General features: G+C 58.4%; 25 protein-coding genes and 1 pseudogene. 12 read left to right on the top strand and 14 right to left on the bottom strand.

The genetic code is table 11. The features are described from left to right. Nucleotides 1-92: 92 nt before the first annotated feature. Nucleotides 93-332, top strand: a pseudogene (locus tag CKW15_RS10755) (YebG family protein); the annotation flags it as partial. Nucleotides 333-549: 217 nt separating this feature from the next. Here CKW15_RS10755 and CKW15_RS10750 read toward each other — a convergent pair. Next, nucleotides 550-1,569 (bottom strand): Glu/Leu/Phe/Val dehydrogenase dimerization domain-containing protein, encoded by a 1,020-nt coding sequence (locus CKW15_RS10750; protein ID WP_095059839.1) that lies wholly within the window; start codon nucleotides 1,567-1,569, stop codon nucleotides 550-552. A gap of 182 nt (nucleotides 1,570-1,751) precedes the next feature. On the opposite strand from CKW15_RS10750, the gene CKW15_RS10745 reads away from it, so the two are divergent. Continuing rightward, a complete protein-coding gene (locus CKW15_RS10745) occupies nucleotides 1,752-2,555 on the top strand; it encodes a SirB1 family protein (protein ID WP_095059840.1) in 804 nt (267 codons plus the stop codon). 58 nt (nucleotides 2,556-2,613) lie between these two features. On the opposite strand, the gene maiA is transcribed toward CKW15_RS10745, so the two are convergent. The 3 genes from maiA to hmgA are packed head-to-tail and all read right to left on the bottom strand — an operon-like array spanning nucleotide 2,614 to nucleotide 5,864. After that, a complete protein-coding gene (gene maiA, locus CKW15_RS10740) occupies nucleotides 2,614-3,249 on the bottom strand; it encodes a maleylacetoacetate isomerase (protein ID WP_095059841.1) in 636 nt (211 codons plus the stop codon). A gap of 11 nt (nucleotides 3,250-3,260) precedes the next feature. Further along, a complete protein-coding gene (fahA, locus tag CKW15_RS10735; RefSeq protein ID WP_095059842.1) occupies nucleotides 3,261-4,565 on the bottom strand; it encodes a fumarylacetoacetase in 1,305 nt (434 codons plus the stop codon). Between the two features lie 3 nt (nucleotides 4,566-4,568). Then, a complete protein-coding gene (hmgA, locus tag CKW15_RS10730) occupies nucleotides 4,569-5,864 on the bottom strand; it encodes a homogentisate 1,2-dioxygenase (RefSeq protein ID WP_095059843.1) in 1,296 nt (431 codons plus the stop codon). Between the two features lie 165 nt (nucleotides 5,865-6,029). On the opposite strand from hmgA, the gene CKW15_RS10725 reads away from it, so the two are divergent. After that, nucleotides 6,030-6,833, top strand: a complete 804-nt coding sequence (locus tag CKW15_RS10725; protein WP_095059844.1) for an IclR family transcriptional regulator — start codon at nucleotides 6,030-6,032, stop codon at nucleotides 6,831-6,833. Between the two features lie 44 nt (nucleotides 6,834-6,877). Here the strand turns inward: CKW15_RS10725 and CKW15_RS10720 are convergent, their stop codons facing one another. The 4 genes from CKW15_RS10720 to CKW15_RS10705 all read right to left on the bottom strand — a co-directional run bounded on the left by CKW15_RS10720 (nucleotide 6,878) and on the right by CKW15_RS10705 (nucleotide 13,232). Further along, on the bottom strand, nucleotides 6,878-7,201 hold the full coding sequence (locus CKW15_RS10720; RefSeq protein WP_095059845.1) for a hypothetical protein: 324 nt from the start codon (nucleotides 7,199-7,201) through the stop codon (nucleotides 6,878-6,880). Between the two features lie 158 nt (nucleotides 7,202-7,359). After that, nucleotides 7,360-9,903 (bottom strand): LuxR C-terminal-related transcriptional regulator, encoded by a 2,544-nt coding sequence (locus CKW15_RS10715; protein WP_095059846.1) that lies wholly within the window; start codon nucleotides 9,901-9,903, stop codon nucleotides 7,360-7,362. 141 nt (nucleotides 9,904-10,044) lie between these two features. Next, nucleotides 10,045-11,415, bottom strand: a complete 1,371-nt coding sequence (locus CKW15_RS10710) for a DUF1329 domain-containing protein (protein ID WP_095059847.1) — start codon at nucleotides 11,413-11,415, stop codon at nucleotides 10,045-10,047. Between the two features lie 23 nt (nucleotides 11,416-11,438). Then, nucleotides 11,439-13,232, bottom strand: a complete 1,794-nt coding sequence (locus CKW15_RS10705) for a DUF1302 domain-containing protein (RefSeq protein ID WP_095059848.1) — start codon at nucleotides 13,230-13,232, stop codon at nucleotides 11,439-11,441. A gap of 580 nt (nucleotides 13,233-13,812) precedes the next feature. On the opposite strand from CKW15_RS10705, the gene CKW15_RS10700 reads away from it, so the two are divergent. After that, nucleotides 13,813-14,583, top strand: coding sequence for an N-acetylmuramoyl-L-alanine amidase (locus CKW15_RS10700; protein ID WP_095152087.1), 771 nt, complete (start codon nucleotides 13,813-13,815; stop codon nucleotides 14,581-14,583). Between the two features lie 74 nt (nucleotides 14,584-14,657). Here the strand turns inward: CKW15_RS10700 and CKW15_RS10695 are convergent, their stop codons facing one another. From CKW15_RS10695 to CKW15_RS10680, 4 genes are all read right to left on the bottom strand, one after another. Further along, nucleotides 14,658-15,569, bottom strand: coding sequence for an SDR family oxidoreductase (locus CKW15_RS10695; protein WP_095059850.1), 912 nt, complete (start codon nucleotides 15,567-15,569; stop codon nucleotides 14,658-14,660). 212 nt (nucleotides 15,570-15,781) lie between these two features. Further along, entirely contained in the window at nucleotides 15,782-16,684 is a 903-nt protein-coding gene (locus tag CKW15_RS10690) for an alpha/beta fold hydrolase (RefSeq protein WP_095059851.1), read from the bottom strand. Continuing rightward, nucleotides 16,684-17,466 carry a class II aldolase/adducin family protein gene (locus tag CKW15_RS10685; RefSeq protein WP_095059852.1) on the bottom strand — a complete coding sequence of 261 codons (783 nt, stop codon included), beginning with the start codon at nucleotides 17,464-17,466 and terminating at the stop codon, nucleotides 16,684-16,686. Before CKW15_RS10685 ends, CKW15_RS10690 begins: the two co-directional genes overlap by 1 nt. Nucleotides 17,467-17,664: 198 nt before the next feature. Then, nucleotides 17,665-18,120: a flavodoxin gene (locus tag CKW15_RS10680; RefSeq protein WP_095059853.1), complete on the bottom strand. Its 456-nt coding sequence runs from the start codon at nucleotides 18,118-18,120 to the stop codon at nucleotides 17,665-17,667. Between the two features lie 103 nt (nucleotides 18,121-18,223). Between CKW15_RS10680 and CKW15_RS10675 the strand changes: the two genes are divergently transcribed. Continuing rightward, on the top strand, nucleotides 18,224-18,700 hold the full coding sequence (locus CKW15_RS10675; protein ID WP_095059854.1) for a PAS domain-containing protein: 477 nt from the start codon (nucleotides 18,224-18,226) through the stop codon (nucleotides 18,698-18,700). 54 nt (nucleotides 18,701-18,754) lie between these two features. Next, nucleotides 18,755-19,360, top strand: a complete 606-nt coding sequence (locus CKW15_RS10670; protein WP_095059855.1) for a hypothetical protein — start codon at nucleotides 18,755-18,757, stop codon at nucleotides 19,358-19,360. Nucleotides 19,361-19,363: 3 nt separating this feature from the next. Here CKW15_RS10670 and CKW15_RS10665 read toward each other — a convergent pair whose 3' ends face one another. Then, nucleotides 19,364-20,332, bottom strand: coding sequence for a MerR family transcriptional regulator (locus CKW15_RS10665; RefSeq protein ID WP_095152112.1), 969 nt, complete (start codon nucleotides 20,330-20,332; stop codon nucleotides 19,364-19,366). Between the two features lie 204 nt (nucleotides 20,333-20,536). Between CKW15_RS10665 and folM the strand changes: the two genes are divergently transcribed. From folM to CKW15_RS10645, 4 genes are all read left to right on the top strand, one after another. Next, complete coding sequence (gene folM / locus CKW15_RS10660; protein WP_095059856.1) at nucleotides 20,537-21,235, top strand: dihydromonapterin reductase; 699 nt, start codon at nucleotides 20,537-20,539, stop codon at nucleotides 21,233-21,235. A 123-nt stretch (nucleotides 21,236-21,358) separates the two neighbouring features. Further along, entirely contained in the window at nucleotides 21,359-21,655 is a 297-nt protein-coding gene (locus CKW15_RS10655; RefSeq protein ID WP_008026968.1) for a DUF1244 domain-containing protein, read from the top strand. Further along, nucleotides 21,648-21,986 carry a HopJ type III effector protein gene (locus tag CKW15_RS10650; protein WP_095059857.1) on the top strand — a complete coding sequence of 113 codons (339 nt, stop codon included), beginning with the start codon at nucleotides 21,648-21,650 and terminating at the stop codon, nucleotides 21,984-21,986. Before CKW15_RS10655 ends, CKW15_RS10650 begins: the two co-directional genes overlap by 8 nt. Before the next feature lie 230 nt (nucleotides 21,987-22,216). Continuing rightward, complete coding sequence (locus CKW15_RS10645; RefSeq protein ID WP_095152086.1) at nucleotides 22,217-23,467, top strand: aspartate aminotransferase family protein; 1,251 nt, start codon at nucleotides 22,217-22,219, stop codon at nucleotides 23,465-23,467. A 164-nt stretch (nucleotides 23,468-23,631) separates the two neighbouring features. Here CKW15_RS10645 and trxB read toward each other — a convergent pair whose 3' ends face one another. Further along, the gene (trxB, locus tag CKW15_RS10640) at nucleotides 23,632-24,588 is read right to left on the bottom strand and encodes a thioredoxin-disulfide reductase (RefSeq protein WP_095059859.1); all 957 of its coding nucleotides are present in this window, start codon (nucleotides 24,586-24,588) and stop codon (nucleotides 23,632-23,634) included. A 314-nt stretch (nucleotides 24,589-24,902) separates the two neighbouring features. On the opposite strand from trxB, the gene cysZ reads away from it, so the two are divergent. Continuing rightward, a complete protein-coding gene (cysZ, locus tag CKW15_RS10630; protein ID WP_095059860.1) occupies nucleotides 24,903-25,655 on the top strand; it encodes a sulfate transporter CysZ in 753 nt (250 codons plus the stop codon). 40 nt (nucleotides 25,656-25,695) lie between these two features. Continuing rightward, nucleotides 25,696-26,895 carry a glycosyltransferase family 1 protein gene (locus tag CKW15_RS10625; RefSeq protein WP_095059861.1) on the top strand — a complete coding sequence of 400 codons (1,200 nt, stop codon included), beginning with the start codon at nucleotides 25,696-25,698 and terminating at the stop codon, nucleotides 26,893-26,895. Nucleotides 26,896-26,977: the final 82 nt, after the last annotated feature.

The raw sequence follows: 26,977 nt of genomic DNA, 5'->3' as shown, positions 1-26,977 counted from the left end.
ACCCAAAGCGCAGGGTTTCGCTTATCCTTTTCGCTGTATATAAATACAGTAGTCGAATCAGACAACTAATGTGAAGGCATGTGAGGTGGTAAATGGCCGTCGAAGTGGTATACCGCAGCAGCCGAGATCTGGAGCGCTTGTTCATGGATAAAGCCGAAGCTGACCGTCATGACAAAATGCTCGAACTGGCTGAATTGCTGGCAGAGGTACTGCACAAAGCCGTTCCGTCCCTGACCGAGCAGCAAGTGGAAGAAGCCGGGATCTACATGGCGAAGAATCGCGATGTGTTCGCCAAGGCGTTCAAGAGCCAGCCGGACGCATTGTCCGAGTTGCTGACGGCACCGGTTGAGGTGGCCCCGGTGGTTGAGTCTGTTGAATCAGCCGAAGCCGAAGCGCCAGCGGTCAAACCCGCAAAGGCACCTAAAGCCGCGAAGTGACATCCGAATTGAATAGGCCCTGAGTCGAATGGCTCAGGGCCTTTTTCATTTTCAGAATCAATGGATCGCAGCCTTTCGCAGGCGCTGCCGAAGTTTGCGATCTTTTGATCACCTATCGATACAACACTTTCTCCGCCAACTCATCCGCCACCCTGGCCGGTGAGCGTTTTTCTGCCTGGGCATGGGCGAAGACTTCGGTCAGTCGCGAGCTGATTTTCGACAGGTGCGCGGTGATGGTCGGCAGTTCTTCGCCACGGTGCTTGAGCGACACATAGATCAACCCGCCGGAGTTGATCACGTAGTCCGGCGCATACAGGATGCCGCGCCGCTCCAGTTGGTCGGCGACTTCCAGATGGGTCAATTGATTGTTCGCCGAACCCGCCACCGCCGAGCAGCGCAGTTGCGACACGCTGTTGCTGTTGAGCACGCCGCCCAACCCACACGGTGCGAGAATGTCGCACGGGGTGCTGAGCAGTGCGTCGTTGGCAATCGGATGTGCGCCAAGTTGTTCCATGGCCAACTGGACCTTGCCGTGGTCGATGTCGCTGACCAACAGTTCAGCCCCGGCCGCATGCAGCTGTTCGGCCAATGCATAACCGACATTGCCCAACCCCTGAATCGCCACGCGCAACCCTTCCAGATTATCGCTGCCCAGTCGGGCCATCGCCGTGCTGCGGATACCGGCGAACACGCCCATCGCCGCGTGAGGCGCCGGGTCACCTGCCGAGGTGGTGCTGGTGACGTGCGGGGTCTGTTGGGCGATGCAATCCATGTCTGCCACCGACGTGCCGCTGTCGATGGCAGTGATGTAGCGACCGTCGAGTTGATTGATGCAACGCCCGAAGGATTCGAATAACGCGGCACGGCTTTCCACATGGACCGGGCGCATGATCACGGCGACGCCTCCGCCCTGGGCCAGACCGGCCAACGCGGCTTTGTAACTCATGCCCTGGGCCAGGCGCACGGCGTCTTCGACGGCTGATTCGTCGCTGGGATAGGCAAGGTAACGACAACCACCCAGGGCAGGCCCGAGTCGGCTGTTATGAATGGCAATGACCGCCTTCAACCCGGTCACCGGGTCGACGCTCAGGTGCAGCGATTCAAGGCGAGTGCTTTGCATGAGAGCGAACATCGTAAGGCTCCCGAATCACTTCTTGTAGTCGCCAGTATAGGCTTGCGCTCAAAAATTGCAGAAGCGCACCGGAATAAGCGAGCCCGCTATAGAAGCTTTCGGAAATAACCCGCAACCACCTTGCGCGGGACTGGACGAATGCCGCAGACGAGGCTAAAACGAGGCATTGCCCGGAGATTCTGATGACCCCGCGCCAATCGTTTTTTGCCTGTCTGCAACGTTCACCGCCCGCGCTGTTCGAGGCGGCGCTGTGGATTGCAGTCGAGCATGACAACGAGGTGAAGCCCGAAACCATTCTGGCGGACTTCAAGCAATTGCAACAACGGGTCAGTGGTGGTTTGCCGATGCTACCCGTAGGCGAGCTGGCCCAGCCGCTGTTACGACGCCTGAATGACCTGGGATTCGCCCAGGACGATGCCACCCCCTTGCGCCCGCAAGTCGCACTGCTCGATAAAGTACTGGAGCGCCGACGCGGACAACCGCTGACGTTGGGCTTGATTGCACTGGAGCTGGCGCATGGCCTGGAGATCCCCCTGGTTGGGGTCAACTTCCCCGGGCACTTTCTGTTGCGCGTACCGGGCGCCGATCATTTGCTCGACCCTTGCGGTGGCCGTCGCCTTTATCCGAACGATTGCAGGGAACTGTTGTACCGCCAGTACGGCCCGAACATGAAACTCAGCGCCGAGCATCTGTTGACCGCCGAGCCGGCGCAGATGCTGCAACGCCTGTCTCGCAACCTGCGCCAGCTGCACTTATCCCATGACGATTTTATCGGTGCCTTGATTGATGCCGAGCGCGTGCTGGAACTGGGTAGCGCCAACGCCTCGGACTACCTGGCCCGCGCCAGTCTGTACCAACGTCTGGATTGCCCGAACGCCGAACGCTTCGACCTGGAACATGCATTACTGCTCAGCGACGACCCGATCCAGCGGATTCGCCTCACGGAACGGTTGGGGCATTTACCGCCCAACTCCATCGTCCACTAAAAGCAAAAGATCACAGCCCATTCTCGTAGGAGCTGCCGAAGGCTGCGATCTCTTTGGATCAAGGGCTATCTGGCTGATTCGCCGGGTGCGCCTTGATGAACGCCGGGTGCGTGGCCGCCAATGCCGCCACTCGCCGGATTCGCGGATACGCTTCAAGGGAGACGTTGAACCGCTCCGCTGCGTACAACTGCGGGATCAGGTAGACGTCCGCCAGGCCCGGCTCAGGGCCGAAGCAGTAACCCTCATCACCGATCAACGTTTCCACCGCCGCCAACCCCTGGCTGACCCAGTGCCCGATCCACTCCACCACCTGCGGTTCGTCATGACCCCACTGTCGCAGCTTATTGAGCACGCTGACGTTGTGCAGTGGATGCACATCGCAGCCAATCACCGCCGCCACTCCCCGCTCATGGGCGCGAGCAGCGAGATCTTTGGAAAGCAGCGGTACCTGTGGATAACACTCCTCCAGGTACTCGATGATCGCGGGTGACTGGATCAACAGTTCGCCTTCGTCGGTGCGCAGGGCCGGAACACGACCTTGCGGGTTGACGTCCAGATACGGCGGCTGGCGATGCTCGCCACCTTGCGGTGCAATCAGGTTGACCGGCAGCGCCCGGTAATCCAGCCCCTTGAGCGCCAATGCAATGCGCACCCGGTAGGACGAAGTCGAGCGGTAATAGGTATAGAGTTCCATGCCCGTCCCTCTTAACGCGCCGGCAGCACTTTGCCGCGGCATTCGCCGAAGCCGATGGAGGCAAAACCTTCGCGGCGGCAACGGCCACGCAGGATGATTTCGTCGCCGTCCTCAAGGAATTTACGCACTTCGCCCGAGGCCAGTTCGATCGGCTTTTTGCCGCCCTCGGTAATTTCCAACAGGCTGCCGAACTGCCCGTTTTCCGGCCCCGACAACGTGCCCGAACCGAACAGGTCACCGGCCTGCAACTGGCAACCGTTGACGCTGTGATGCGCGACCATTTGTGCCACGGTCCAGTACATGTGCTGAGTGTTGCTCAACGTCAGACGATGGGCCGGCAGGTTTTGTTCGCGCATGGTTTCGGTGAGCAGCAACACTTCCAGTTCAATGTCGAAGGCGCCCGCCGCTTGATCGCGCTTGTCGGACAGGTACGCCAGCGGCTGCGGGTCACCCTCTGGGCGTGCCGGCTGGGCACGACGGAACGGCTCCAGCGCTTCGGCCGTCACCACCCACGGCGAGATGCTGGTGATGAAACTCTTCGACAGGAATGGACCCAGCGGTTGGTATTCCCAAGCCTGGATATCCCGTGCCGACCAGTCGTTGAGCAGGCAGAAACCGGCGATGTGATCGGCCGCGTCACCGATGGCGATGGAGTCGCCCATGTCGTTGCCCTGGCCGATCCAGATTCCCAGCTCCAGTTCGTAATCAAGACGCGCACAAGGGCCAAACGTCGGTTCGGTCTGGCCGGCCGGCAAGGTCTGGCCTTTCGGACGGCGCACGTCGGTACCGGATGGGCGAATGGTCGAGGCGCGGCCGTGATAGCCGATGGGCACATACTTGTAGTTCGGCAGCAGCGGGTTGTCCGGGCGAAACAGTTTGCCGACGTTCTGCGCGTGCTCGATACCGACGTAGAAGTCGGTGTAGTCGTTGATTTTTGCTGGAAGGTGCATCTCGCAATCCGCCGCCAGTGGCAACAGCTTTGCACCTTGGGCTTCGATCTTGCCGTGCAAGGTGCTGCCCTCGGCGAACAACTCCAGCAGGCGCTCACGCAGGGCAACACGCGCCTCGCGACCCAATTCAAAGAAAGCGTTCAACTGGCCGTCACGTGTGGCTTCGACCGCTGCTTTTGCGGCGCCTTCGAATAGCCCGGCGTCCAGCGCCGCTTGCAGATCAAAGATATGTTCGCCAATGGCCACACCGCTGCGCGGTGCCGAACCGTTCATGCTGAACACGCCCAATGGCAGGTTTTGCAGTGGAAAGTCAGCGTGGCCGTTTGCGGAGGCAACCCAGCTGCGAGTGATGGAAGTCTGCGTCATGGGTTATCTCCGGGTCGGGTCGAAAGTGGCGGGCAGCGTGGCCCAGCAGGCGTCGTAGGAAGTTTGCAGTTGCGGGCAATCCAATGCGAAACGGCTCGGACGCAGCACTTGGCTGGTCTCGAACATGAAGGCCATGGTGTTGTCGATTTTCGCCGGTTTGAGGTCAGCGTTGATTGCTTTGGTGCAGGTTTCGCCATCCGGGCCGTGGGCGCTCATGCAGCTGTGCAATGACGCACCGCCGGGTACGAAGCCTTCGGCTTTGGCATCGTATTCGCCCTGGATCAGGCCCATGAATTCGTTCATCAGGTTGCGGTGAAACCATGGTGGACGGAAGGTTTTCTCGGCGACCATCCAGCGTGGCGGGAAGATCACGAAGTCGAGATTGGCCAGGCCATGGACGCTGGTTGGCGAGGTCAACACGGTGAAAATCGACGGGTCCGGGTGATCGAAGCTAACGGTGCCAATGGTGTTGAAGCGGCGCAGATCATATTTGTACGGCACGTTGTTACCGTGCCAGGCCACCACGTTCAGCGGCGAATGATTGAGCTCACAGCCCCACAGCTGACCGAGGAATTTCTGCACCAGCGTCGTCGGTTGTTGCAGGTTTTCATAAGCCGCCACCGGGGTCAGAAAATCCCGCGGGTTGGCCAGGCCGTTGCTGCCAATCGGGCCCAGATCCGGCAAGCGCATCGGCGCGCCATGGTTCTCGGCGACGTAGCCACGGGCTTGTGGGTCGAGCAGTTCGATGCGGAACTTCAAGCCCCGCGGCAGTACGGCGATTTCCAGGGGTTCCAGATCCAGCACGCCGAGTTCGGTGGCAATGCGCAGGCGTCCCAGCTCCGGCACCAGCAGCAGTTCACCGTCGGCATTGAAGAACACACGTTCCATGGAACGGTTGGCGCGGTAGTTGTAAATGCTGATCCCCGACGGTTTATCCGCACCGGAGTTCGCCGCCATACTCACCAGACCTTCAATGAAATCGGTCGGCTCGGCAGGGATCTCCAACGGGTTCCAGCGCAGGCGATTGGGGGTCACTTCACCCAACGGTCCGCCGGCCAGTTGCCGGTCAAGTTTGACGAATGCCGGATGATTGGCGGACGGCTGAATGCGGTACATCCAGGTCCGCCGCGCTTCACTGCGCGCCATGGTAAATGCGGTGCCGGAAAACAGTTCGGTGTAGAGGCCGTACGGGGCTTTTTGCGGGGAGTTCTGACCGATAGGCAATGCGCCAGGCAATGCTTCGCTGCTGAATTCGTTGCCGAAGCCTGACTGATAGGCCAGGGTTGAATCGGAGTTCATGGAGCCTCCTGAACAGGGAGTCGGCAATGGCCCATCACTCCAGAATCGAGGTCGTGGCACGCCGGGGTTATTTTTATCGTAATTCAATTACGCTTAACGTAATTTGATTGGTATTGACCGTCAAGCTATAAAGACGCCCATTCGTCCCGAGATCCCGGCACCACCATGGAAAAGACCAGCGACAGCAACGGCAACGGCAAGCAGAAAGTCCGCTCGGCCGAAGTCGGCACCGACATCCTCAAGGCACTGGCCGAGTTGTCGCCCTCGACCTCACTGTCGCGCCTGGCCGAACACGTGCAGATGCCAGCAAGCAAGGTTCATCGGTATCTGCAGGCATTGATTGCCAGCGGCTTTGCCGAACAGAACGCTGCCACCAACCATTACGGACTGGGCCGTGAAGCCTTGCGCGTCGGGCTGGCGGCACTTAACAGTATGGACGTCCTTAAAGTCGCCGCCCTGCCACTGGCCGAGCTGCGCGATGACCTGAACGAAACCTGCTTTTTGGCGGTGTGGGGTAATCAGGGCGCAACCGTGGTGCATATCGAACCGGCGGTGCGTGCGGTGACGGTAGTGACGCAGTTGGGGTCGGTGTTGCCGTTGCTCAGTTCCTCCACCGGGTTGGTTTTCGGCGCCTACCTGCCTACGCGTGAAACCGTGGACCTTCGTGATCAGGAACTACAAAACAGCACGGCTCACGCCTTGGCGGATGATCAGGCGTACACAGCAATGTGCGAGCAGATCCGTCAACGGGGTCTGCATCATGTGCATGGATTGTTGATGCCAGGCGTGGATGCGCTGTCGGCACCGGTGTTCAATGCAATGGGCAAGATTGCGGCTGTGCTCACGGTCGTCGGACCGACCTCGCTGTTTCATGCCGATGAAAACGGTCCAGCGGCGCAGCGTTTGTTATCCGCCACCCGGGCAGTGAGCTGGCGCATGGGGTTTGAACCTGCTGCACCGGCAACTTGAAAAAAGCGACAGTGCCAACTAACGAGTCAGCACTGTCATTTTCGTCAAGCTACCGATTCGCCGAGAAACACTTGGGCAATGCTTGAAGCCAATCCATTAATTTCGTCAAAATCCAATGCTTTGAAGCGATACATCGGATCAAATGTGTAGCCTTCAGAAAAAACCCCAAAATTCTCGCCCTCGAAACAAGGAATTTCACCTTCCTGCAACTTTAAAAATAGTGCCCACACCAAGGTTTCAGAATAAGTAACCAGTGGATTATCCAACGAAAGGACACCATTGATATATACTTTATCGACATCAATTCCACGCCCGCCAATCCTTGCATGCAGCATGGCGTGCACTCGCTCGACATTCAGTTCTTCCATGACTCAACAACTCCAGATTAATGAGTAGCGACCTATTACAGAACATGTTATCTGCCTGTTTATCTGCGCCACCCACATACTAACTTAAAACCTTTTCAATGCACCCGACAAAACATTTAAATTAATTACGACGCATTGAACAGCTGTTATTTTCTTACTCAACCTTGTAGTACCAACCCTAACTTCTTGGCCATCGCAACGGCTTGTGTTCGACGTTCAACTCCCAATTTGCTGTGAATTCTTCGGGCGTGGGTTTTAACCGTATGTAATGAGATGAACAATTGCTCGGCAATTTGTTGATTGGAGTTGCCTTGGGCAATCAGGTCCAGCACTTCCAGCTCCCGAGCGCTCAACAGACTGGCATCCACGGCCATCGCGCTCACCGACGCCTCCCCTCGCAAACGACAGTTCAAGTTTGGCTGCCGTAACCTCAAGTCGCGCAATGCCTGTTGACCATGACATCGGTCAACCAATGCCAGGCCGGTCTCCAGTGCCGCGCTGGCTACGGCCGGTTCGCCCAGCAGCATCGCCGCCTCGCAGATTGCCAATTGCAACTCCGCCTCCAGCGCCAGCATGGCGTGTTGCTGTGCGTGCTCAAGTAACGCCTTGAGCTGCTCCATGGGATCTTGCGCCAGTTGCAGATGCATTTCGGCCAACACCAATTGGTATTCGATTCGCGCAATCAACTGCAGCGTAGCCGGGGGAGCCTGGCGCGCGTTGGGGCCGCGGTAATGACGCAAGACACGGGTCAGCGCCTCACGGGCCAGTTCCGGTCGCCCTTGTTGCAGCCAGAAATGACTGCTGATTTGTAGCAGAACGCCTCGATAAACCGTATCGGGAATCTGCCGTTGTTGCATCAATCGCTCGGCTTCGCGTAGACGATCAAACGCATGGGCATAATCGCGTTGATTCGCCGCCATTTGCGCTTGCCCGAGAAACCCGTACAACACATGTTTGTCCTGGCTTTGCAGGCAATCATCGAGGCCGGCCTGAAAAAAGCCGGCCGCCCGTTCATCCTGCCCCTGACACAGCGCCAGGCGCCCCCTCCGCAGGGCGATTCGCCCCAGCAAGGGTGTCGGTCGATCAGCCTGCCGCCCTAGCATTGCCTCGATATCGGCCAGCAAATCTTCGGCTCTTTGCGGTGCTCCGCGCTGTTCCAGCAATTGCGCGTGATCGAGTTCCAGCAGACCTTCGAACAACAACGAACCTTGCGCCCGAGCCAGGCACAAGGCGTCACGATTGAAGGCCTGAGCGGCATCGAGGTCGGCAATGAGCAACGCTTGCTGAGTCAGCCCGGACAGGCATAACAAACGCGCAGGCCAGGCATCGGCAGCCAGTTCACTCAGGGCTTCTGTAAAGTGCGTCCGCGCTGCCGGCATGCGCCCCTGCAAATGCAGCAACCAACCCTGTTGTGCTTGCCAGCGCGCCAGTAACTGGCGCTGCAAAGAAGCCGTCGGTTGCGGGGCAAACCGTGACAGTTGTCCGATGCACGCAGCCGCCTGCTCAAATCGCCCGGCAAACAGCAACGCCGCCGTGATCAATCCCACTCGTTGCGGTGTGCCCAGGGTCAATTGTTCGCCCAGCCGCTCGTGCAGCTTGAGTAACAAGCTGACGTTCTGACGCTTGAACAAATGCTCAAAGCTGAAGTGCTGCAACAGGCTGACCGCGACCTCGTGCTCTTGCGCCAGCAGTGCCTGCTCGAACGCTGCCTGCCAATCCTCGTTGGCGCAGAACCATTGGCACGCGCGGCGATGCCAGGATCGACCGGCCGGGGCTGGTTCTTCACGTATCGTCTGGGCCAATGGTTCGAAAATCCGTAACCATTCGACGGAGTCTTCCCAAGGCTCGATGAAGCAACCCATTTCCTGCAGCGCTTGCAACCACAGCGCGCCCTCACCCGCGCCGAACAGATGCTCGCACAAGCTGGCGTTGAAACGTGGCAGATGAACCAACACGTGCCAAACCTCTACCAACTCCGTTGGCAAGGCGTTGAACAATTCGTGTTGCAAATAATCGAGCAGCGTCGCCGAGCGCCCTTGTTCACCCGACCACGGGCAACCATTGAGCAAGGCGATCCGCACACCAGCGCACCAGCCACCGCTGCGCTCAACAACCCTCTTGGCGGTTTGTGCAGCCAGGCCGGGCTCGACATCACCGAGCAACTGCACCACTTCCGCCTCGGTAAAGGCCAGCGTTCGGCCCTCACACTCGTACAACTCATCGTCCAGCAGCAGTCGCGGCCAGTTGCAGGGCGGCCGTCGACGGGAACCCAGCCACCAGGTCAGTGCCGGGCTGGCGACGGCCAACAGGCGATCGAGCAGGCGATCGAGTTCCGGGTTGGCCGTGCGGCAGTAATCATCAAGGAACAGCCAGGTCGGCGCCTGTAATCGCGCCAGATGCGCCAGCAACCCAGGTTCATTCGCCGATTCCAGACCCAGCGATTGCGACAGACGCATAAGAAAATCGGCCGCGCTCAACGACTCCCCCGCCAATGGCAGCCAACAGACACGGCATTGCTCCGGTGCCCGCAACAAGCATTCGGTCAGCAGTGCACTCTTGCCACTGCCGGGCGGTGCACAAAGCAATTTCACCCGCGCCGTCGAGACCAGCATGGGCTCAATCAATCGCTTACGTGACAGGTGATGGGATGACAGTCGAGGCAGGAATCCAGGGCGATCCAGACAGTGCGTCATTGCAGTCATAGTGGTGCGCCTTTTTTATCATTCTGGCGCCACCCTAGACCTCTCCCGAGCACTTGTTGAAGAAGTATTCAACACACTGATCGCCCCCTATAAAGAAGGTGACCGAAAAGTCACCTTCTTGTGTAGGAGCCTGTAGGAAGACTACCGAACCCCCGTGCTCCGCAGGGCCGCAGGCGTGTAGTCCCCGGCTTTTGCATCAATGTTGAATTCGAAGCTGCGCTTCTCCTCGTTCTTCATCCCCAGCGCAATGTATCGACCGGCAATCAGGTCATACAGCGCCTCGACTGTGTAAGCCGGCACTTGATGATCGTAATAGAACTGGGCATGCCCTTCGGCAACACGCCAGAGCTGGCCACGACCGTCGTAGTGATCGGCCAGGGCTACCTGCCAACTGTCTTCGTCGATGTACATGTGACGCTTGGCATAGACGTGCCGCTCGTTCGGCTTGACCGTGGCGACGACCTCCCAGACTCGGTGCAACTCGTAGCGGGTCAGGTCCTGATTGATGTGCCCGGCCTTGATCACATCGGTGTACTTGAGGTTCGGCGAATCGAGTTTGTAGCTGTTGTAGGGAATGTACATTTCCTTCTTGCCGATCAGCTTCCAGTCGTAGCGATCCGGCGCGCCGGAGAACATGTCGAAGTTATCGGTAGTACGCAGTCCATCGGACGAGGTACCGACGCCGTCATAGGCCACTTGCGGTGCACGCCGCACCCGACGCTGGCCGGCGTTGTAGATCCAGGCCTTGCGCGGCTCCTTGACCTGGTCGAGGGTCTCGTGAACCAGCAACACGTTGCCCGCCAGCCGTGCCGGTGCAGTCACTTCCTGCTTGAAGTAATTGAGCACATTGTCATCGCTGCCCGGTTTCAGATCGCCGAGCAGCGAAGGCACGGCGACTTCGTCCTTGAAGCGGATCACGGTGAAATCGCCATTGGACTGCGGCGTTGCCTGGGTGATGGTGCGGCGCAGATTGCCACCGTGATAACGGGTGACATGGTTCCAGATCACCTCCACGCCATTCTTCGGAATCGGGAAGGCGTAGTAGCGATTGCCGGTGAAATTGGCCAGGCCGTTACCGTCGTTGATCGGTGTTACGTTCAGTGCACTGCGCTTGGCCGACTCATAAATTTCCGTTGGCAGGGCCACCGTCCGATGGCTCGGGTAGACCGGAATCCTGTAGGTCTCGGGGTAGCGTTTGAACATCGCTATCTGGCCGTCAGAGAGTTTGTCCTTGTACTTGTCGACCGTTGCCGCGGTGATGATGAACAACGGTTTCTCGTTGGCGAACGGGTCGGCCAGAAAACCTTTGCTGTCGACCGCACCGGCGTTTTTCGGGATGCCACCGGTCCAGGCCGGAATCGAGCCATCGGCGTTGCCAGCCTTCTCGGCACCCAGCGGGGTGAGGCTGGTGCCGAGTTTGTCAGCTTCTTGCGCCGAGACAGCGGCCATCACATTGACTGCGAGCAGGCTCAGGGCCAGAACGGTGCCGAATTGCAGAATCATCTTGCGCATTGAATTCATCCTTTTCAGCCAGATCAGAAGTTCACGCCAAAGCTCAGCGCTACAAAGTCGCGGTCTTCGAGGACGTTGTAGTCGCCACCGAAAAAGTCGGTGTAACTGAGGCTGGCGGTGTAGGTGTTGCGGTAGTCCGCGTCGACGCCGAGGCTGACGGCCTTGGCACCCTCGTTGAACAGCCCGTTGGGGCCGTAGCCGTTCACGTCATGGGACCACGACAGGTTGGGACGGAAGTTGATCCCGGCGATCAGGTTGTTGTAATCAAGAATGGCGCGGGCGCGGTAACCCCACGACGTCGAGGTCACGAAACCGTCAGTGTCGCCGCCGAATCCATATTGGCCGTATACCGAATCGCGGCCATAACGCAGCTTGGTTCGCGACTCCAGGCCACCAACCCGCACCACGCCCGCCTCGCCCACCAGGGTCAGGCGATCTGCGCCGGCGATCTGATCGATGAAGTGCGTCAGGGTGCTCTGGATTTGCGTCACTTCCTTGCGCCGATAGCCTTTGTTGTCGGCGCCTGGTGAGGTTGCAATGGGTGATGCCGCGCCGCCCGCGATCGGGTTGAGCATGGCCAGGGTCAGGTCGTTGGTGTTGACCTGAACAGGTGCGTTGGGGCGATAGCTGATTTCGCCGGTCCACGCGGTGCCGGTGGGCAAGGTCGTGGAGAAACTCGCGCCATAGAGACGAATATCCTCCGGGTACTCGAGGTAATACTGACCGCGACCGAGCATCACACTCTGGGCCAGCCCCGAACCGCTGCCGGGGGCGATGCGGTTGGCGGCGGCGACAATCCCCGGAATGCTCGCCAGCGTGCCGAGGCCGGCCGTGCTGGTCCCGACGTTAGGTGTGCGGCTGTGGTAGTTCATGAAGTACAAGCCGTACTCGGTATCGTCCCCGAGCCAACGCAGCGCCGTACCCCACTGCCCGGAATCCCGCGCATCGCGGTCACCGCCACGGGGCACGATCACGCCTTCCCTGCTGACCTCGAAACCCTGACCAAACGCTGCGGCAATCGGCTGCAACGGGGCAATGGCCGGGTTGGCGACGGTGTAGCCCTTGTTGCAGCCATCAGCCACCACGTCGACGCCAAAGAAGGTGCCGCAGTTATCGACGACGGTCTGGTCCCATTCCAGTTGATAGAAGCCTTCCACGGTCAATTTGTCTGTCAGGCCCTGGGAGGCAAACAGCATGTTGACCGGAATCAGGCCTTCTTTGATCTCGGCACCGGGACGGCGGAACGCGGACACGTCGACCGGGTTGATGCTGTTGATCGAGTTGCCGATGAAGGTGCTCTCGCCCCAGCTGACCACCTGTTTACCGACACGCGCGGTGCCCGGCAGATCGGCAATCGAGTAGTTGTGATAGACGAACGCGTCGAGGATCTGCCCGCCGGAAGACTTGGCGCCTTCCTTGCGACCGTGATCGCTGATGGGTTTGAACTCGCGGTCTTCGTCCTTCAGTTCGAAGTCGTACCAGTACTTGCCACGAACGAACATACCGGTGTCGCCGTACTTCAACTCAAGGTCATGAATACCCTTGAAGATCTTCGAGAAAGTTTCACCTTTCTTGAAATTGAGTCGCCCGTCGTCACCGGTCGATGCCTGGCCGGAACCGCCGTTGACAGTGCCCACCAGGGCATCATCCGCGTCACGCATGCCCCAACTTGCGCCGACCGACAGAGAGGAGTCGAACGTCCCCTCGATTTCCCCGATATTGAACGAAACAGCCTGTGCCTGGGCACAGCAACCCAAAGCCACCGCAGCGGCCAGCGCCTGTGGTGTGAAGATGGCGCGCATTGTTGTTTTTGTCATGCGTCTTCCCCGGTGAGTGACAGAAGGCCTCACCCTACTGCCGGGCAACGGGGTCGATAAGCGCACCAAGGAGGTATTCGCGGTGTAGCTCTTAAGGATGACTGGCACAGCGGCATCACCCAGGCGTTAGACACAGAAACCCTGACTGTTGCCGGGGCTGCAACAGTGCATGTCCGGAATCAGTATTTTTCCTTCGTGACCAAGGGCTTATTCTTGTCGGGCTTTCACGGAACATCGCTGAAAGCCCGGCAACGGCATCTGCCATCGCCGAAAGACTTCAGATGAGCTGACAGTGTCGGTTCATCGCCCTGGGTACACTGACGTTGATTTGTAGCTCCTGGATCCAACGTCTTATTGGCCGCTGCGTTTGCAGCGGCCTTTTTTATGGGTGGGTTTTTTATTGGTAATGTTTGCGATTAAAAACTGCAGAAGCACTGAACTAATCACGCCTACATAACCCTCAGAAAACACCTACACGCATATGTAATCACAGAAGGCACTCGAGCAATTAAGGTGAACGACAAGCCCGTCAGCTTCTCATCTTCGACTGACGGTACATTCATTCACTGCGAGTCACTTAATGAAACCCGTCGATTACAAGCAACACCGCTCGAACCGAAGCGTTAACAGTCGTGTACATTTTTTGATCTTTCACTATACGGCCGGTAACTTTTCCAGCTCCATAAATGCGCTGACCGGGCCTAATGTCAGCGCTCATTATTTGATTCCGGACATAACTGACCCCAGTTACTTAAAAGCCAATCATACCGAGCAGGAAGTCTTCAACCTTGTCGATGAAACTCAGCGCGCCTGGCACGCGGGTGTCAGCCAGTGGGGTAACCGCAGCAATTTGAACGACACATCAATCGGCATTGAAATCGTCAACCAGGCCTCGTTCACGGAGGGTGCGTTTACTTTTCCGCCGTACCACTGCGAACAGATTGTCGCGATTGAACAATTGGCGCTGAACATACTCATGCGATACCCGGACATCACCCCCACAAAGGTGTTGGGCCATTCCGATATTGCGGTCGGGCGTAAAAGCGATCCGGGGCCAATGTTTCCTTGGCACGCGCTTTACTTGAAAGGTATTGGAGCGTGGTTCGATGAGGCAACCCGAAACAACTTCCTCCAGCGTTTCAATACCTGCGGCCTTCCGGCCCGGAGCGAATTGCTGCGACTGTTCAAGACATACGGATACGATGTAACGGGGGCGTCGAGCGACAATGGCTTCCAACAACTGGTCCGGGCATTTCAGTTGCACTTTCGTCCGGAAAACTACGACGGGGTGATGGATACGCAAACGGCAGCCAATCTGGCAGCATTGGTGTCCAAGTATTTTCCTGGCTGACCCATGCCGGTCACTCTTCCAGATCGACGTACTCAAAAGCGGCAAGGTCATTCAACACGACCTTGCCCTCGGCGTTAAAGTGAGTACTTCTGCAAGTTCCCCATCATTTCCTTCAGCGCTTCAATGTTGTCTTTCGGGTGCGCCGCGCCTTCGAAGTCGCAGATCTGTTGCCAGTGCGCCGCCACGTCTTCCGGAGAGAAACCGGCCCGAGGATCAAACCCGGCACCGAGGCTGCGTTCCCAGCGGACTTTGCCCATCCAGCCGCCGCCGACTTCGAACAGGCCGGAGGTGTCCTGGCAGTTTTCGCTGGCGAGGTACACCACCAGCGGGCTGACCAGTTCCGGTTTGAGTTGCTCGAACACCTGTGGCGGGATCAGGCCTTCGGTCATACGCGTGCCGCCGGTGGGGGCGATGGCGTTGACCAGGATGTTGTTCTTGCGGCCCTCGATGGCCAGTGTGCGGGTCAGGCCGTAGAGGCCGAGCTTGGCCATGCCGTAGTTGGACTGGCCGAAGTTACCGTAAATACCTGACGTGGACGCGGTGAAGATCACCCGACCGTAGTTTTGCTCGCGCATGTGCGGCCAGGCGGCGCGGGTAACTTTGTAGGCGCCTTCGACGTGGACGCGGTAAACCAGGTCCCAATCGGCGTCGTCCATTTTGTGGAAGGTCTTGTCCCGCAGGATCCCGGCGTTGTTGACCACTACGTCGACACGGCCGAAGACGTTGAGGGCATGCTGGACGATTTTGTCGCCGTCAGTGACCGAGTCGTGGTTGGCTTCGGCAATGCCGCCGGCCTCACGGATTTCCGCCACTACACGGTCAGCGGCCGAAGCGTTGGCGCCTTCACCCTGGGCCGAACCACCGAGATCGTTGACCAGCACTTTGGCGCCCTGTTTGGCGAACAGCAGCGCGTGGGCCCGTCCCAGGCCACCACCGGCACCGGTGATGATCACGACTTTATCTTCGAAACGCACAGACTCATTCATGGGGGGACTCCAGCAGGCCAAGGGACTATGGGGCTGAGTGTCAGGCACGGCGCAGCGGGTCACAATGAACAGGGGCAAGGCTGAATGGTGCGCGATAAGGCTGGGGGATGATGCGGGAGGGTTTTCAAGCGGCCATCAAAAGATCGCACCTTCGGCAGCGCCTGCAGGGTGCATGCCTATCTCCGTAGGAGCTGTCGAAGGCTGCGATCTTTTCAGGAACACGCCACCTTGCGTTCCGCCGAAAGTAATTGATCTCGAAATGCCAGGTAATGCTTGAGCACCAGGCTCGGCGCCTCAATTTGTGGGTAGTGGCCAATCCCGGGCAACAGGACCGTGTCTGCGTCCGGAATCAACTCCCGGTACCGCTCGACCATGTGCGCGCCGGAGATCGGATCGACTTCGCCATCGATCACCCGCATCGGCACTTCACCCCGCTGCATCGCGCCCACCCAGCGGTCGCGACAGACGCGGCGCTCGGGGATATAGCCGATCAGCTTGTGCATGATCCGTGGCCCGTGATGACGCTCGACCAGGCTCCAGAAATCATCCATCTCACTTTCACTGGGACAGGTCTGCGGCCCGAAAATCTGCCGAAAACTTTTCACCAGCCCGTCTCGACTGAAGGCACGACCGATCATCCAGCCCAACGGGCTGAGCAGGAGTTTTTGCATCAGCACCGGACGATGGGTTTCAGGAAACAGGCCACCATTGAGAAACACGCAACTGGCCAGCTGCCCATGCGACTCGTAATGCCGCGCCAGCAGTTCCTGGGCCACGCTGTCGCCGTAGTCGTGAGCCAACAGGTGCACCGGTTGCTCGACACTCAGGTGAGCGAGCAACGCCTGTTGCAGATCCGCCTGCTCCAGCAGGCTGTACTCATGATTGGCCGGTTTGTCCGAATCGCCGAAGCCGAGCATGTCGCAGGCAATCACACGGTAACGCTGGGACAGTGGCTGCCACAGGTAATGCCAGTCCCAACTGGCGGTCGGAAAGCCGTGGATGAGCAACAACGGGTCACCCTGCCCTGCCGTCCAGTAATGGATGCCATGACCACGGAACATGAACGTCTGGCTGCGCTTGCGCCAGACACACAGGGGGATCTCGGTGAGTGCCATTAGAGTTTATAACCCGGGTCCAGTTTATCGAGTTTGCGCAGCAGCGCCGGCCAGGCCAGCGCTCCACCCATTCCTTGAGCACTTCTGGTAACACCCGCGATCATGGCCTTGGCACCGGCCAGGATCTGCGGTTCGATGGCAATCAGTTCAGCGCCGCCGCTCTGCGCCATGACCTGAATGTCGCAGGCACGCTGGAAGATGAACATCATCAGAAACGTGTCGGCGATGGTGCTGCCGCAGGTCAACAGGCCGTGGTTGTGCAGCATCAGGAAGTTGTTTTCTCCGAGGTCGGCTTGCAGTCGCGCTTTCTCGTCGTGATTGATCGCAACGCCTTCGTAGGCGTGGTAAGCGAGGCTGGAAAGGACAAACAATGATTGCTGGCTGATCGGCAAAACGCCTTGTTTCTGCGCCGACACCGCAACGCCTGACGCCGTATGGGTATGCAGCACGCATTCGACGTCGTGGCGAACCTCGTGCACCGCACTGTGGATGGTGTAGCCCGCCGGGTTGATCTCGTAAGGGCTGTCCATCAACTTGTTGCCGGCCTGATCGACCTTGACCAGGCTTGATGCGGTAATTTCGTGAAACATCAGCCCGAACGGGTTGATCAGGAAGTCTTCGGTACCAGGCACTTTGGCCGAGATGTGGGTGAAAACCAGATCGTCCCAGCCATGTTGCGCAACCAGTCGGTAGCAGGCCGCGAGGTCAACACGGGTTTGCCATTCGGCTGCACTGACCCGGTCTTTGACACTGCGTGGCGATTGGGTGGGGGCTATGTTCACGGCGAGGAACCTCGATCTTTTTATTATGGAGTGTTTCCAATAGATCGAGTCTAGTCACCCCACGGGGTTCGTATAGTTGCATTGGCAGCCAGCTTGATGGCCTGACGAGTCACTGCGCTGGCGAAATCATGGCCATGTCAAAGTACCGACGTCAAACATGGCCATACGTGCCGTTTTCAGCGCTCAGTCAGAACACCGTCAAGCGTTCAAGGCGCTGATCAAATCTGCCAGCCAAGGCTCGGCGTCGGTTTCAGGGGTCACGCTTTCGCTGGCATCCAGACGCAGCATCGGCAAGACCTCTCGAACGCCAAGTTCAGCGAACAATTCACGCATTTGCTCGCCACCACCGCAGAACGTGTCGCCATAACTCGCATCGCCCAATCCGATGACCGCACCCGGCAAACCACGCCAGGCGGCCGGCAATTGATCACGAATGGTCGAGTACAGCGGCTGCAGGTTGTCCGGCAATTCGCCCATGCCAGTGGTCGATGTCACGGCCAGAAAAGCTTCGGGGCCGAAAGCCTGAATATCGGCAAGGGTCGCACGTGGGTTGTGCAGCGTTTCGAAACCGGCCTTGTTCAAAATGCTGGCCGCGTGCCGGGCGACTTCTTCAGCCGTGCCGTACACCGAGCCGGAAATGATGGCGACTTTCATCAATCTGATCCTGAATCCGAGTGAAAGGACCGGGATATTAACAGCACGTTCTTGATTGTTCTCTTAGAATGCAATCGACAATCAATCAGCCAGGGACGCTACGATGATTAACGCACAGCTGCTGCAAATGGTGATTAACGCTTCCAACGACGGCATCGTGATCGCCGAGAAAGAAGGCGAGCAGGACAACATCCTGATTTACGTCAACCCGGCGTTCGAACGCCTCACCGGGTACTCCAGCGAAGAAATCCTCTATCAGGATTGCCGCTTTCTCCAGTCCGGCGACCGCGACCAGGAGGCCTTGCCATTGATTCGCACGGCATTGGACAGTCAAGGTTCGTGCCGGGAAATCCTCCGAAACTATCGCAAGGATGGCACTCCCTTCTGGAATGAACTGTCCCTTTCGACAGTAAAAAATCCGCACGATGGCCAGGTTTATTTCGTCGGTGTGCAAAAGGACGTCACGGTCCAGGTCAAGGCACAGCAGCGGGTTGCGCAACTCGAAGCACAGTTGGCCGACGTACAGGCCGAACTGGCTGCACTTAAAGCGACGAACGGCCAAAACAAAACACCGAATTAATGGTCATTAACTACAATCACCAATGCTTTTGTAACTATTTCTTTCGAGTTGGCCATGCAGCGCGACGCACTCCTGACGCAAGATGAGCTGGATTTCATCCAGACCATGCAACACAACCCCCAACTCAATGTGCGGGACGCAACGTCGAGCCTGCTCGTTAATGGCGGATCGCAAATCCGCGACTTGCTCACGCGCCTGGCAGCCCATGAGCAAGTCACCATCCAGGCCAATTTCGAAAATCAGCAAATGACCTTCCCCCTGCATCTGGTGGAAGACGAGTTTCATGCGATGCACCTGCGTCTCGGTGTTCCCAGCATCTATGAAGACGGCCCCATGGTCCGGCCTTGGCGCCTGGTCCTCGAGGAGCCGGTGGCCCTGGAAAATGCCAAAGGCCATCCCGGCACGATGTGGGTTCATGAGGTGTCATGCAAAGGGGTCTTGCTGGAAGTGCGCAACAAGACCAAGCCACCGAAGCATTTCGCGTTGTGGTTCAGCCCGTCAGGCTATGAGCGGATTGCGTTGCGGGGCACTTTCGAGAAAGAAACCGAACAGGGTTTCTACGCCTACGAATTGAATCAGAGTGACTCGGACGAAACCGAGCGCCTGCGCCAGTACATTCTGCAACAGCATCGCCTGACCCATCCCGCGCTGCACCTTTAAGACTCAGGTATCCAGATTACCCGCCAGGAACTGTTTCAGTCGCTGGCGCATGATACTGCCCTCACTTCCCAGACAGCCAATCGATGATTCGGCCAGGCTAGACTGCGCCAGATCGGCCGCATCACCGGCCAACAGCAGCTGACAGTCGAGGCTCATGGCCAGGCGATTCAAATGCCTTGGCAAATCCGACGTCGGCGCGTGATTGGAAAAAAGCACCAACGCCTTAGGCTTGATTCGCTCGCAGATCAGCGTCAACTCATCGAGTGGCTGGCCGATCGCCAGAACCTGAATAGCCGAATCGACACTGCTCAGAAACAATGCGGTGATCAGTAACTCGAGTTCCCGACACTGGTCGAACAGCGCGCAGACAATCACTCGACGAGGTTGCAGGCTCCTTACCAGCAGCAAGCGCTGCAGCACGCGAGATCGGAGAAAGCCATCCAGGAACAGCCACTCACTGGCCTGGCCGAACGTGTCCTGGCGCAGCAGCAATTGTTTCCAAAGCGGGATCAGGATGTCCTGGAACACGACTGTCAGCGGATAACTGGAAAATATCTGCCCATAGACTTGCTCCAGATGAGCTTCGTCGAAAGCACTCACCGCCGCCTGAACCTGTTGCTGCCATTGTGTGTAATCGGCCTGGACCAGGTCGCTCGGGATGAGGTGCGACAACGCTTTGAGGGGAGCTGTTTTTGCGAGGATCTTACCGATCTTACCGATCTTGCTGACGGCAACGCCACGCTCGATCCACTCCAGAATACTGCGCACGCGCTCGATATCGGCCATCGAATACAACCGGTGCCCACTGTCGGTGCGGGTTGGCACAATCAGACCATATCGCCGCTCCCATGCTCGAAGCGTGACCGGGTTGACGCCGGTCAGACGTGCCACCTCGCGAATCGGGAACAGCTCTTCCTGTTCAAGAGAGGAGCCCTGCGGTACACCTGAAGCCACATCAGTCAGTACAGGCATCATTTAAAAACGTCCATGTATCGTCCGGATTTCATTCTAACCCCCGCCTCCGTAAAATTTCCGTAAAAACTCAATGCTGCGAATGAGTCGCAAACGTCACAGCTGTTGCGGGAGGCGGGAGAAGGTCGCCGCTAGCGAGAAGACTTCAGTTATGCTGCATGTATTTAGCCCGTGCATAGACCTACTGAAGCTGATCGCACATCCATGAATAGTCCAATACTTGTTACCGGCACCAGCAAGCGCGTCGGCCTCCAACTTGCCACTACTCTGGCAGAGGCCGGCAATATCGTTATCTGCGTCAGCCGCTCCCGTCCTGTTGAGTCACTGCACCCAAATATGTTGCCATTCCAGGCGGACCTTGAACTCCAGAGCGATCGCGAAGCGTTGATTGCCTATATCAGGACCAACTTCGACAGCTTGCGTGCAGTGATCCACAACGCCTCTTTGTGGCTGGACGATGGCCTCGAAAACCTGAACACCATGTTCAAACTCCATGTCGAAGCGCCCTATCATTTGAATCTGGAGTTGGGGGCACATCTGCAACGACTGGAAAGATCCGACATTATCCATATCTGCGATGAAACCTCGTCGCGAGGCAGCAAAAGCCATATTGGGTATGCCGCTACCAAATCGGCCCTGCAAAACATGGTGCTGTCGTTCGCAGAGAAATACGCGCCCACGGTCAGGGTAAACGCCATCCTTCCCGGCTTGCTCATCCTCAAGGAAAACAGCACCGAGGAATACGTTCAACGAACCCTGAAGAAAGCCCTTCTCGAGTTTGAACCCGGCGCGCAACCGTTGATCGACGCCGTCATGTTTTTGCTCAATACCAACTACAGCACTGGAACCAGCGTCGTCATCAATGGCGGGCGCCACATCAAGAAAGGAATCGTCAATGATTGACTCGAAAATGCCTGCGTTATCTGATCAGCAAAACAGAAACGCAGCGGCTTGAAAATCATGCCTCCATCCCTTTAATACACGCACCTTTCCACGACTTTGCCCATAGCGCGCAAGAGAAAACCCATGACCGATCAACAACGCCTGGAACTCGAAGCCGCCGCCTTTCGCCGGCTGGTGGCCCATCTGGACAGCCGCAAGGATGTGCAGAACATCGACCTGATGAACCTTTCGGGTTTCTGCCGCAACTGCCTGTCCAAGTGGTACAAGGCCGCCGCCGACGAACGCCAGATCGAGGTCAGCCTCGATGACGCCCGTGAAGTGGTTTACGGCATGCCGTACGCCGAGTGGAAAGCCCAATATCAGCAAGAAGCCAGCGCCGAACAACAAGCGGCGTTCGCCAAAGGAAAACCCAATGAGTGATTTGAACACCCTGCGCGCCAGCCTCAAGACTGGCGAACATGCTTTCGCCGATACCCTGGCGTTCATTGCCGCCGGTTACGAGTACCAGCCTCAGTCCTTCAACAACGGCGGCGTAGAAAACGCAGCCGGGCAGAACGAAGGCTCTTGCAAGACTTTGGGTCTGGCACTGCTGGAAGGCTTGAGCGATGAAGAAGCGCTGCTGGCCTTCGGTGAACATTACCGCTCCGTGGTGGCGACACCAGAAGGCAGCGATCACGCCAACATCCGCGCATTGATTGCCCACGGTCTGGGCGGTGTGAAATTCACCCAACTGCCACTGACCCGCCGCTGAATCAAATTGTAGGAGCGAGCCTGCTCGCGATAAGCCTGAGAACGCTGCGGGGTATCAGGCTCCCAGCGTTATCGTTCACGTCCATCGCTCGCTCCTACAGGTTAGTGTTTCCAGTATGGAGCGCACATTCCGACTTTTAAGATTGACCCGGCAACTTTATTTCGTTTGCCCCGTACCACTGCTCACGGCTTAGATAAAAAGAAGTCCTCCTTCTTGCGAGCCGGTCCTCCATGCACAGCGAAACCATCAGCCAGTCGATCAACATCGTTCACCCCGTCACGCTCAGCCACGGCAAAAACGCCGAGGTCTGGGACACCGATGGCAAACGCTACATCGACTTTGTCGGCGGCATTGGCGTGCTCAACCTCGGTCACTGCCATCCTCGCATCGTCGAAGCCATTCGCGAGCAAGCCACAAGGCTGACCCACTACGCGTTCAACGCTGCGCCCCACATGCCCTACATCGAACTGATGGATCGCCTGAGCGCGTTCATCCCGGTGGATTACCCGGTCAGTGGAATGCTCACCAACAGCGGCGCGGAAGCGGCGGAAAACGCCCTGAAAATCGTTCGTGGCGCCACCGGACGCAGCGCCGTGATCGCCTTCGACGGCGCGTTCCACGGCCGCACGCTGGCCACGCTCAATCTCAACGGCAAGGTCGCACCCTACAAACAGAAAGTCGGCGTGCTGCCGGGGCCGGTCTTTCATCTGCCGTATCCCAGCAAGGACAATGGCGTGACCTGTGCTGATGCTCTCAAGGCCATGGAGCGTTTGTTCAGTGTTGAAATCGATGTCGATGACGTTGCCTGTTTCATCGTTGAACCGGTGCAAGGTGAAGCCGGGTTTCTCACCATGGACGTCGAGTTCGCCCAGAAGTTACGCACGTTCTGCAACGACAAAGGCATCGTGCTGATCGCCGATGAAATCCAGTCCGGATTCGGCCGCACCGGCCAGCGTTTCGCGTTCTCACGACTGGGCATCGAGCCAGACCTTATCCTGCTGGGTAAAAGCATCGCCGGTGGCGTGCCGCTGGGCGCGGTGGTCGGGCGCAAGTCGCTGCTCGACAACTTGCCCAAGGGCGGGCTTGGCGGCACCTTCTCCGGCAATCCCATCGCCTGCGCAGCCGCACTGGCGACGCTGGATGAAATGAGCGATGCCAACCTGCACGCTTGGGGTGCGCAGCAGGAAGAGGCCATCGTCGGTCACTACGAAAGCTGGTGCGCGAACAAGTTAACGCCGTATCTGGGGCGCCTGACAGGTTTTGGTGCCATGCGCGGCATCGAACTGATCAACGCCGACGGCTCGCCCGCTTCAGCACAATTGACCCAACTGCTGGCCCTGGCCCGAGATGCGGGTCTGCTGCTGATGCCCAGCGGAAAATCGCGCCACATCATTCGCCTGCTGGCGCCGCTGACCATCGAAGCGAAAGTGCTGGAGGAAGGCTTGGACATTCTCGAAGAGTGCCTCGCCAAACTGTCCTGAACCCAATCCCGTAGGAGCCGGCTTGCTGGCGATAGCGGTGTGCCAGGCACCGTCGATACTGGCAGATGTACCGCTATCGCCAGCAAGCCGGCTCCTACAGATTTGTTTTTTTGCCCATGAAAAAACCGGCCGAAGCCGGTTTTTTCATTTCAACGAAGGCAGAATCAAGCGTTCTGCAGGTCGTCGAGGTAACGCTCGGCGTCCAGTGCGGCCATGCAGCCCGCGCCGGCCGAGGTGATCGCCTGACGGTACACGTGGTCAGCCACGTCACCGGCGGCGAAGATGCCTTCCAGGTTGGTCGCCGTGGCGTTGCCTTCACGACCGCCCTGCACCACCAGATAACCGTCTTTCAAGGTCAACTGGCCTTCGAACAACGAGGTGTTCGGGGTGTGGCCGATGGCGATGAACACGCCGTCGACAGTCACTTCGTCGAAGCTGCTGTCGTTGTTCTTCAGGCGGGCACCGGTCACGCCCATGTTGTCGCCCAGGACTTCGTCCAGGGTCGCGTTCAGTTTCAACTCGATCTTGCCTTCGGCCACACGGGCGTTCAGCTTGTCGATCAGGATCTTCTCGGCGCGGAAAGTTTCGCGACGGTGGATCAGGGTCACTTTGCTGGCGATGTTGGCCAGGTACAGGGCTTCTTCAACAGCGGTGTTGCCGCCGCCGACCACAGCCACAGGCTTGTTGCGATAGAAGAAACCGTCGCAAGTCGCGCAGGCCGAAACGCCTTTGCCCATGAACGCCTCTTCGGACGGCAGGCCCAGGTAACGAGCGCTGGCGCCGGTGGCGATGATCAGGGCATCGCAGGTGTAAGTCGCGCTGTCGCCGGTCAGGGTGTACGGCTTGGCAGCGAAGTCCACGGCGTTGATGTGATCGAAAACGATCTCGGTTTCAAAACGCTCGGCGTGCTCTTTCATGCGTTCCATCAGTGCCGGGCCGGTCAGGCCGTGGACGTCGCCCGGCCAGTTGTCGACTTCAGTGGTGGTGGTCAGTTGACCACCGGCCTGCATGCCGGTGATCAGCAGCGGCTTGAGGTTGGCACGGGCGGCATACACCGCGGCGCTGTAACCGGCAGGGCCGGAACCGAGAATAATCACTCGCGAATGACGGACTTCAGACATGACCTGCTCCTGTTGACCGGCCCGAAACACCTGGCGCGGAACGCCGGATTGCCGGCGGGAATAAAAAAGAACGGTTGAAGCGCTTGGGGAAGGCTTGAACACGACCGTCCTGTAAAAAGATTGGGTGCAGCGTATCGAGGGGGCGAAGATTAAGGAAATACGGTTTAACAATCCAGCTCATAGGTGGTCTCTATCCCATTCCCGTGACTATATAGACGTCTTTGTTACAGTGAATGTCGATACCGCTGCCGCGCTTTCGCCCGTCAGGCAAAGTCGGTAAGGTCGGCGCGTTTTCCCTTTGCTCGGAGCACGTTATGCCCGCCCCTGTTCTGTCCGGCCCGCAATACCTGCGTGAAGGCCTCAAGCTGGTGTTGAGCCCCAGTCTGCGATTGTTTGTACTGTTGCCACTGGCGATCAACCTGGTGCTGTTCGTCGGATTGATCTATCTGGCCAGCCACCAGTTCAGTCTGTGGGTCGATACGCTGATGCCATCGCTGCCCGACTGGCTGAGTTTTCTCAGCTACATCCTCTGGCCGATTTTCGTGGTGCTGGTGGTGTTCATGGTGTTCTTTACCTTCACCATGCTCGCCAACGTCATCGCCGCGCCGTTCAACGGTTTTCTCGCGGAGAAAGTCGAAGTGGTGGTACGCGGCACCGACGACTTCCCGGCCTTCAGCTGGGGCGAGCTCATCGCGATGATCCCGCGCACGCTGGTCCGGGAAATGCGCAAGCTCGGCTACTTTCTGCCGCGGGCGATCGGGCTGTTCATTCTGTCCTTCATCCCGGTGGTGAACATCATCGCCGCGCCGCTGTGGCTGTTGTTCGGCGTGTGGATGATGGCGATCCAGTACATCGACTACCCGGCGGACAACCACAAGCTCGGCTGGAACGAGATGCTCGCCTGGCTGCGCGAGAAGCGCTGGCAGAGCATGAGTTTCGGCGGCAGCGTTTATCTGGTGCTGCTGATTCCGGTGGTCAACATCCTGATGATGCCGGCAGCCGTGGCCGGGGCGACGTTGTTCTGGGTGCGCGAGCGCGGTGCCGAGAATCTGGTGACACAACGCTGAGTCGTTCACAAATCCATCATCCCACCGTCACAACGACGACATGGCCCCAGTCGACACTGGGGTCATGACGACAGCTCTGCATATCACCCTGATCACCGAAACCTTCCCCCCGGAAATCAACGGCGTGGCCAACACCCTGGGCCGCTTGTGCGACGGTTTGCGCGCGCGCGGGCATCAGGTGGAATTGGTGCGGCCGCGTCAGGGTTGCGATCAGCAACTGAACAGCGACGATGCGTTGATGCTGTGCCGGGGCTGGCCGCTCCCAGGTTATCCGGGTTTGCAATGGGGTCAGTCGTCGATGCACAAGCTGTTGCGACGCTGGAAGCGCCATCGCCCCGACGTGCTGTACATCGCCACCGAAGGGCCGTTGGGCCTGTCGGCGTTGCGTGCAGCACGGCGCCTGGGGATTTCGGTGGTCAGCGGGTTTCACACCAATTTTCAGCAATACTCCAGTCAGTACGGGCTCGGTCTGCTGACGCGGCTGCTGACCCACTACCTGCGCTGGTTCCATAACCGCTCGACCATGACTCTGGTGCCCAGCGTCAGCCAGCGCATGGAACTGGAGCGACGAAATTTCGAACGCCTGGCGCTGCTGTCTCGAGGGGTCGACAGCCAGTTGTTTCACCCGACCAAACGCTTGAGCGCCCTGCGTGAACAATGGGGATTGGCTGAGGAAGACATTGCGGTCATCCACGTCGGGCGCCTGGCCCCGGAAAAGAATCTTGGTCTGCTCAAGCGTGCCTTCGATAACCTCATGGCGACTTATCCACAGCGCAATCTGAAATTGATCGTGGTCGGTGACGGCCCGCAGCGTCAGGCGCTGGAAAAGGAAATGCCCGAGGCGATTTTCTGTGGCGCACAACGCGGTGAAGCCCTGGCCTGTCACTACGCTTGCGGGGATGTGTTTCTGTTTCCGAGCCTGACCGAAACCTTTGGCAATGTGGTGCTGGAGGCGCTTGCTTCGGGGCTTGGCGTGGTCGCTTACGATCAAGCGGCGGCGGCTCAGCATATTCGTCACGGTTACAACGGCGTGCTGGCGATGCCAGGAGATGAAGAGGCGTTTTGCGATGCCGCGGCGTGGCTGCTGGAAGACCGGGAAACCTTGCGTTGCGTGCGGCTCAATGCGCGCCAGCATGCCAGCCGCCAGGGTTGGGCGACGATTATCGAGCAGTTTGAGGGGCAGTTGCGCGGGGCTTGTGCCGGGGAGATGGTGGTGCCGGATGTACCAACTATTCCTTAATTTTTTGTGATTTTGAGATCGCCATCGCCAGCAAGCCGGCTCCTACAGATTCTGAGAAGTTGTAGGAGCCGGCTTGCTGGCG

It is taken from the genome of Pseudomonas sp. Irchel s3b5 (assembly GCF_900187435.1).
GTDB lineage: Bacteria > Pseudomonadota > Gammaproteobacteria > Pseudomonadales > Pseudomonadaceae > Aquipseudomonas.
Note: the sequence above shows the minus strand (reverse complement) of the source record. Positions and strands in the feature narration are given on the sequence as shown.

Bases quoted from the DNA above. Each gene is read 5' to 3' on its own strand.
- CKW15_RS10750 (WP_095059839.1), bottom strand. From the start codon at position 1,569: ATGTTCGCTCTCATGCAAAGCACTCGCCTTGAATCGCTGCACCTGAGC.
- CKW15_RS10745 (WP_095059840.1), top strand. From the start codon at position 1,752: ATGACCCCGCGCCAATCGTTTTTTGCCTGTCTGCAACGTTCACCGCCC.
- maiA (WP_095059841.1), bottom strand. From the start codon at position 3,249: ATGGAACTCTATACCTATTACCGCTCGACTTCGTCCTACCGGGTGCGC.
- fahA (WP_095059842.1), bottom strand. From the start codon at position 4,565: ATGACGCAGACTTCCATCACTCGCAGCTGGGTTGCCTCCGCAAACGGC.
- hmgA (WP_095059843.1), bottom strand. From the start codon at position 5,864: ATGAACTCCGATTCAACCCTGGCCTATCAGTCAGGCTTCGGCAACGAA.
- CKW15_RS10725 (WP_095059844.1), top strand. From the start codon at position 6,030: ATGGAAAAGACCAGCGACAGCAACGGCAACGGCAAGCAGAAAGTCCGC.
- CKW15_RS10720 (WP_095059845.1), bottom strand. From the start codon at position 7,201: ATGGAAGAACTGAATGTCGAGCGAGTGCACGCCATGCTGCATGCAAGG.
- CKW15_RS10715 (WP_095059846.1), bottom strand. From the start codon at position 9,903: ATGACTGCAATGACGCACTGTCTGGATCGCCCTGGATTCCTGCCTCGA.
- CKW15_RS10710 (WP_095059847.1), bottom strand. From the start codon at position 11,415: ATGCGCAAGATGATTCTGCAATTCGGCACCGTTCTGGCCCTGAGCCTG.
- CKW15_RS10705 (WP_095059848.1), bottom strand. From the start codon at position 13,232: ATGACAAAAACAACAATGCGCGCCATCTTCACACCACAGGCGCTGGCC.
- CKW15_RS10700 (WP_095152087.1), top strand. From the start codon at position 13,813: ATGAAACCCGTCGATTACAAGCAACACCGCTCGAACCGAAGCGTTAAC.
- CKW15_RS10695 (WP_095059850.1), bottom strand. From the start codon at position 15,569: ATGAATGAGTCTGTGCGTTTCGAAGATAAAGTCGTGATCATCACCGGT.
- CKW15_RS10690 (WP_095059851.1), bottom strand. From the start codon at position 16,684: ATGGCACTCACCGAGATCCCCCTGTGTGTCTGGCGCAAGCGCAGCCAG.
- CKW15_RS10680 (WP_095059853.1), bottom strand. From the start codon at position 18,120: ATGAAAGTCGCCATCATTTCCGGCTCGGTGTACGGCACGGCTGAAGAA.
- CKW15_RS10675 (WP_095059854.1), top strand. From the start codon at position 18,224: ATGATTAACGCACAGCTGCTGCAAATGGTGATTAACGCTTCCAACGAC.
- CKW15_RS10670 (WP_095059855.1), top strand. From the start codon at position 18,755: ATGCAGCGCGACGCACTCCTGACGCAAGATGAGCTGGATTTCATCCAG.
- CKW15_RS10665 (WP_095152112.1), bottom strand. From the start codon at position 20,332: ATGCCTGTACTGACTGATGTGGCTTCAGGTGTACCGCAGGGCTCCTCT.
- folM (WP_095059856.1), top strand. From the start codon at position 20,537: ATGAATAGTCCAATACTTGTTACCGGCACCAGCAAGCGCGTCGGCCTC.
- CKW15_RS10655 (WP_008026968.1), top strand. From the start codon at position 21,359: ATGACCGATCAACAACGCCTGGAACTCGAAGCCGCCGCCTTTCGCCGG.
- CKW15_RS10650 (WP_095059857.1), top strand. From the start codon at position 21,648: ATGAGTGATTTGAACACCCTGCGCGCCAGCCTCAAGACTGGCGAACAT.
- CKW15_RS10645 (WP_095152086.1), top strand. From the start codon at position 22,217: ATGCACAGCGAAACCATCAGCCAGTCGATCAACATCGTTCACCCCGTC.
- trxB (WP_095059859.1), bottom strand. From the start codon at position 24,588: ATGTCTGAAGTCCGTCATTCGCGAGTGATTATTCTCGGTTCCGGCCCT.
- cysZ (WP_095059860.1), top strand. From the start codon at position 24,903: ATGCCCGCCCCTGTTCTGTCCGGCCCGCAATACCTGCGTGAAGGCCTC.
- CKW15_RS10625 (WP_095059861.1), top strand. From the start codon at position 25,696: ATGGCCCCAGTCGACACTGGGGTCATGACGACAGCTCTGCATATCACC.